This is a genomic window from Chamaesiphon polymorphus CCALA 037 (assembly GCF_003003845.1).
Classification (GTDB): domain Bacteria; phylum Cyanobacteriota; class Cyanobacteriia; order Cyanobacteriales; family Chamaesiphonaceae; genus Chamaesiphon; species Chamaesiphon polymorphus.
In genome coordinates this window covers 1-5,312 of the sequence record NZ_PVWO01000415.1, presented here as the reverse complement: position 1 = coordinate 5,312, position 5,312 = coordinate 1, and the positions used below count along the sequence as shown (strand labels likewise).

At 45.3% G+C, this 5,312-nt stretch carries 7 protein-coding genes; 1 reads left to right on the top strand and 6 read right to left on the bottom strand.

Annotated elements, in window-relative coordinates:
* The 5 genes from C7B77_RS23245 to C7B77_RS23225 all read right to left on the bottom strand — a co-directional run.
* A partial coding sequence (locus C7B77_RS23245) for an FAD-dependent oxidoreductase (protein WP_181243985.1) occupies nucleotides 1–451 on the bottom strand: 451 nt, incomplete at its 3' end.
* Between the two features lie 140 nt (nucleotides 452–591).
* Complete coding sequence (locus C7B77_RS23240) at nucleotides 592–1,332, bottom strand: TVP38/TMEM64 family protein (protein ID WP_342761370.1); 741 nt, start codon at nucleotides 1,330–1,332, stop codon at nucleotides 592–594.
* Nucleotides 1,333–1,365: 33 nt separating this feature from the next.
* Nucleotides 1,366–1,920 (bottom strand): Npun_F0813 family protein, encoded by a 555-nt coding sequence (locus C7B77_RS23235; protein ID WP_181243984.1) that lies wholly within the window; start codon nucleotides 1,918–1,920, stop codon nucleotides 1,366–1,368.
* A gap of 107 nt (nucleotides 1,921–2,027) precedes the next feature.
* A complete protein-coding gene (gene arsM / locus C7B77_RS23230) occupies nucleotides 2,028–2,996 on the bottom strand; it encodes an arsenosugar biosynthesis arsenite methyltransferase ArsM (protein ID WP_106310522.1) in 969 nt (322 codons plus the stop codon).
* Between the two features lie 72 nt (nucleotides 2,997–3,068).
* Nucleotides 3,069–3,359 (bottom strand): hypothetical protein, encoded by a 291-nt coding sequence (locus tag C7B77_RS23225; protein ID WP_106310519.1) that lies wholly within the window; start codon nucleotides 3,357–3,359, stop codon nucleotides 3,069–3,071.
* A 168-nt stretch (nucleotides 3,360–3,527) separates the two neighbouring features.
* On the opposite strand from C7B77_RS23225, the gene C7B77_RS23220 reads away from it, so the two are divergent.
* Nucleotides 3,528–4,499 carry a DUF4351 domain-containing protein gene (locus C7B77_RS23220; protein WP_106310516.1) on the top strand — a complete coding sequence of 324 codons (972 nt, stop codon included), beginning with the start codon at nucleotides 3,528–3,530 and terminating at the stop codon, nucleotides 4,497–4,499.
* Between the two features lie 82 nt (nucleotides 4,500–4,581).
* Here the strand turns inward: C7B77_RS23220 and C7B77_RS23215 are convergent.
* The coding region (locus tag C7B77_RS23215) for an ATP-grasp domain-containing protein (protein WP_106310513.1) at nucleotides 4,582–5,312 on the bottom strand (731 nt) is incomplete at its 5' end.

The following is a 5,312-nucleotide window of genomic DNA, read 5'->3' as shown; positions in this document are numbered from 1 at the left end:
AACTACCATCGCCTAAAAAGACATCGATGCCCAGATTGGCAAATCTAGCCGCCGAATCCGCATGACTGATTTCCGATCGAATCCGCCGCAGCCGCTCCATGACCGCCCCAAAATCGACCTCGAAGTTATCTACTTTAATTCCCAGCTCTCTAGCCTTCCAAATCTCGCCGATCGTTCTGGCCGATCGAATGATGGTTTTGGAGGGCACACAGCCCACATTCAGGCAGTCTCCGCCCATTAAATTGCGCTCGATCCGGGCAATTTTTAGACCCAATCCCAGTCCTGCCGCTCCCGCCGCCACTACCAAACCCGCCGTTCCCGCACCCACTACCACCAAGTCATAAATTTCCGCAGGCTGCGGATCGACCCAATCGGGGGGATGCACGTCCGCTAACAGCTTTTGGTTGTAGGCGTCCATGGGGGCGAGGTGCTTGGGAGAAAATGTAGTCATGGGGAGTTGGGAGTTGGGAGTTGGGAGTTGGGAGTTAGGAGTTAGGAGTTGGGAGTTAGGAGTGTTGCAGATCGAGGCTATGGGTTGGTGCAATTAGGGAGAAAATCTGGTTATGTTCTGAGGGATTTGACGATCGACTTTCAACTTTCAACCGTCAGGTTATTTAAGGCTTGCTTGGCAATTTTGGTCACATAGACTGTTACGGCGATCGTTGCCAGCAGTCCGACGATCCGAATCGTCCATTGGAGCGTGGGATTAGTCGGCTGAGTTTCTGTCCCGATTAATGCTAGATTGCCTGCCAGAGAACCAAGATAGACAAACATTATGGTGCCCGGAATCATCCCGATCGCCCCAATTATATAATCCCGCATCGAAACTCCCGTCACTCCAAAGGCATAGTTAAGCAAGTTGAACGGAAAAATCGGCGACAACCGGGTGAGAAGGACGATTTTCAAGCCTTCTTTACTGACAGCGCGATCGATTGCCTGAAATTTGTTATTGCCAGCAATTTTTTTGGCTACCCAATTGCGCGCTAAATAACGACCGACTAAAAATGCCGCAATCGAACCCAATGTCGCCCCAATAAACACATAAACACTCCCCAACCACACACCAAATAATACACCCGCACCTAACGTTAAAATAAACGCAGGCAAAAATGCTACTGTTGCAATAATATAAATACCGATAAACGCTAAAGCACCGATCGACCCCAAGCTAGCCACCCATTCGAGTGCATTTTTTAGCCACAGTTGGGGATTGAATCCAGAATCGATCGCCGAAGTCTGCGCCGCAGCGGGTAGTGTCGATAATAAACAGCCGACAAATACCAAACAAGTTAATAATAAAATCTGGCGCAAATCGATCGGAAGTTTTATCATCACTCTCATTATAAATGGATCGGATTTGGTAACTTATTCATCCCAATAAAAGCGATAGAAAAAGAAACCATCTTCAAAAGGATGAGCGTCGGTTACATGGTGCATCAGCTTTTCATCGATGAGGCGTTGTCCTAACTTGACAGCATCAGCCTCCGCGAGAAAGAATTTTCGCACCAGCCATGTCGTCATCTCGCTACCTAACATACAGCGGGGATAGACAGTCAGCCGATAGCGACGGTCTTTAATTTTGACGCCGCCAATGTCCCGCATTTGACGAACTAATTCTTTGAGATCGATTTTATCGATCGCGTTATCGATCGGCTCGACTTGGCTGGCATCATATGACTTGAGTTTAGCATCTTGACACCAGACCGTGTATTTATCGGATTCTTCTAACATCAAGCATAGAACTTTGGGATCGAGCGATAATTGGCGCGTTAATTGTTGAGCCGATTCTAACTTATCCTTGGGAAATGATTTAAGTTGTTTGAAGAGTCGATCTTGGTAAAGAATCCCAATAATGGGAATCGGTCGATCGCTATCTGGATCGATCGCATCCTGAAATTGAACCTGGCTTTCATTTAGCACTAACATATCCAATTAAATAAGATCGTGATGTATGGCTTGCGCTTGGCGATCTTATTGTGCCCAAAAATGAGCGTATAATCACGACACAATGTCATGTATCCGCTGCTCTAACAACACCCATCCCCTTGATAATGCCAAGTTGAAGGAGTGACGATACATTCATCGGCTAGCAACGCCAACAATTTCGCCGCTGTTTTATCGCAAACTGCCGCAGGTAAGCCGCGTGGTAAAATATGTCCAGCTCGATCGTCGAAAACAGATTCCTTGCCTGCATATATTGCCGTTTTACCTGTAAAAATACAGGCTCCATCATCAGGAATCGGCACTTTAAAGGCAACCGAATCGAGGCTTTCTAACAGTAAATGCTCATCGAGTTGATAACTAGGCGCATCCAATAATCGATAAGGACGCCGCGCGCGAATTTCGATTTGTCCGAAACCATTAGCAATAATCCGCTGGGTATATTCTTCATAAGTCATCGCTCCAGATAGACACATCGCCCGCAAGCGTTCGTCTTGCTGTAAGTGTAAGGGGATCTGCCGTGTGGCGATCGGATCGCTCATTTGCAGTCTACCACCGGGTTTTAGCACGCGATAGGCTTCGGCTAAGGCGCGATCGAGATCCGCTGGTTCAAAGATATTAAATAAACAATTCTGGGCGACAACATCTACAGACGCATCTGGAACTGGCAAATTAAAAGCATCACCCGATCGAATTTCAACAAAACTCGGCTCGAACCAAGCATTAGACTCCGCCGCTAATTTGAGATTGTGCGCCGCAGCAGAGCGCATTTCAGCCACCGGATCGATCGCAATGACCCCAGCCACCCGCCGACTGAAATAAGCAAACTGGAGAGCCTCCAAGCCGCCACCCACGCCCACATACAACACCGTCGGCTCATTTACCAATTCCGTCGGATGTACCGTACTCCCGCAGCCATAATTCATCTCCTGCATGATTTCGGGAACGTGCAATCCTGGTAGTTGTAACGGAGTACTTTGCACGCAGCATAAGCCGACTTCTGGCGTTTGGGCAACTTCAGTATAAAACTGAGCGGCTGTCTCTAAATAACCCATGTAATAATCCCGATCCTTTCACTAAACAATTTCGCAGAGGCTCATTCAGCTTTTATGATAAACGATCCATTCTTACGCTTGGGTTGAGGGTTGGAACTGCCAACATCCGATCGCATTATTCCACACTGCATCCATCCAGCATTGAGATCGATCGTCGAAGTAGGCAAGTGTAGTTAAATCGATATCTACCAGCCGGATCTCGATATCTTTATCCGATGCTAATGGCCCTCCCGATCCAAATATTAAATACTCTGTTTCGATGTTATAAATATAGCCTTCATAATGTTTGCCATTATGGAGATCGAATGCAACTCTGCTCCCAAAATCTTGGAATTCTTCAAAGATGAGATTGAGGTCTTTCATGCGCTCGGATCGACTCCAGTTCGCTAATATTTTGCCACACAGCAATGCGATATTGATGTTTCACTTATATGATATCGAGTCATTTATGTAGTATTATAACTAGCGACAGTCTGTTAAAGATAAGGCTGCTCATTCGAGATCGATCGACACAGACAAACAGCAAATTACATGACCGGACGCGAACGCCAATCTAACGAGCCGCATGACAAATTTATTAAACAATTCGTCCCTGTCGTTCTCAAAAATTTATTTGAGAGTCAAACGAGTGTACCCGTTCGCTTGTCCGAAGCACTAGCCATCGATATCTTGTGTATTGCCATCAAGCGCGATCCTCAAGTGGCAATCGATGATTCATTAGGATTGCTGGGTCGCCTAGTCGCAGTTCATCCGACGATTATTATCGAGCATTATAGTAATTATTTAGATTTAGAAGACGTAGACTCATGTGTTTTACGGAGTGCCATCTATTGGGAGTTAACTAAAAGTCAAGCAGATAGCTCGCGCAAGACGAGAGTTACAAAAGATTCAGTATTGAGTCCTAATCCCTTACATCTAGATCGTCCTTTTACTTGGATTTTCGCCGCCAAGTGTAGCGAAAACTCATTGAAAAGATGGAATGCAATTCCCGCTCCAGAATTTGGAGCGCATGTATATCGACTAGCTGCTCCCGGTTTATCGATGGGGATAGTCAATCTCGAAGCTTTAGCCCATAACTCAGACACGCTACTGCTAAAGCTGTTAGGCAAATCTGAAAGTGCCAAGCTGGCTTTTGCCGACATCCTCAAGCTAGATCCCAATCTAGAATTGAGAAATGATATCATAGAAGTATCGATTAAGTACTGCGTCTATCTGGAACAATTTCAATCGGAATTAACTGCGGAGGATCTAAGCTTTATGACTTATGTAAAAGAAGTTGAAGAAGCCTATCAAGAATGGGTAATAAAAAGACAGACTGAGGGCAAAGTTGCATTAGTAAATAAAATGGTTCGTGCTAAGTTTGGCATCGACACCTTAACACCAGAACTAAGCGATCGATTATCCAGATTAAGCGATCGACAACTCGATGAATTTACATCGAAAATTTTTGAATGGCAAGATTTGAGTGAAATGGTGGATTGGTTGAATACTCCGTCCGCTTAATACAAATGACAATCTGATACTAGTAGAACACTATTTTGGTATGGAGGAGCTAGCGACAACACCTGTAAATCCGATCGAGAAATTAAACAGAACGGTTCGACTCTAGATCGATGATATTTCGCCATAATGTAAATGGAGAAACTCCACCGTAACTACTTTCTTGTGCATCGTTACACTCGATCGCGATCCATTCTCCAGTTATTGTTTGAGCGATGTCTATAACCACGAATGGTAAATTTAATCTCACTGCTGCGGCTTGAGCTACTACTAATGCGGCTCTTTCTTTCTCACAATTCCAATTATAATCTGTAGACCAATATTGCCCAGCACCCACACAATTGCCATACCACCAAAACGATCTAAACTCAAATGATGCGGGAATCTTATCGGTAGCTGTCGATGGTACCGGGCGCAACCTGGCAAATTCTCGACATACTAAATCTTGCCACTGTAAAATCGGATCTTCCGCATAAATCTCGATCGCGCGATCGTATTCTGCCGCAGAATGGATAATTGAAAGTGCAGCGCGGTGGCGACTGGTTTGGCGACTACCTTTGAGAAATAGTGGTAGCCCTAATGTTTGCGCGACAGATTCAAAACTCGGTGGCTCTGAGAACCAGAGACTTTTGGGTGTCAATCCTGCCAGTAATGGATACCAATGAGTTAATTCACTAGCTAATAAATACTGTTCTGGCGAGTGAATTAAAAAGATGCCTTCGGCTGCTAATTGGGCGTAAAGTTCATTGTAATTGGTTGCCGCTCCAAATCTACCGATCGCAGTAATTCGTTCTGGACGCTGCCACGGATGACGAC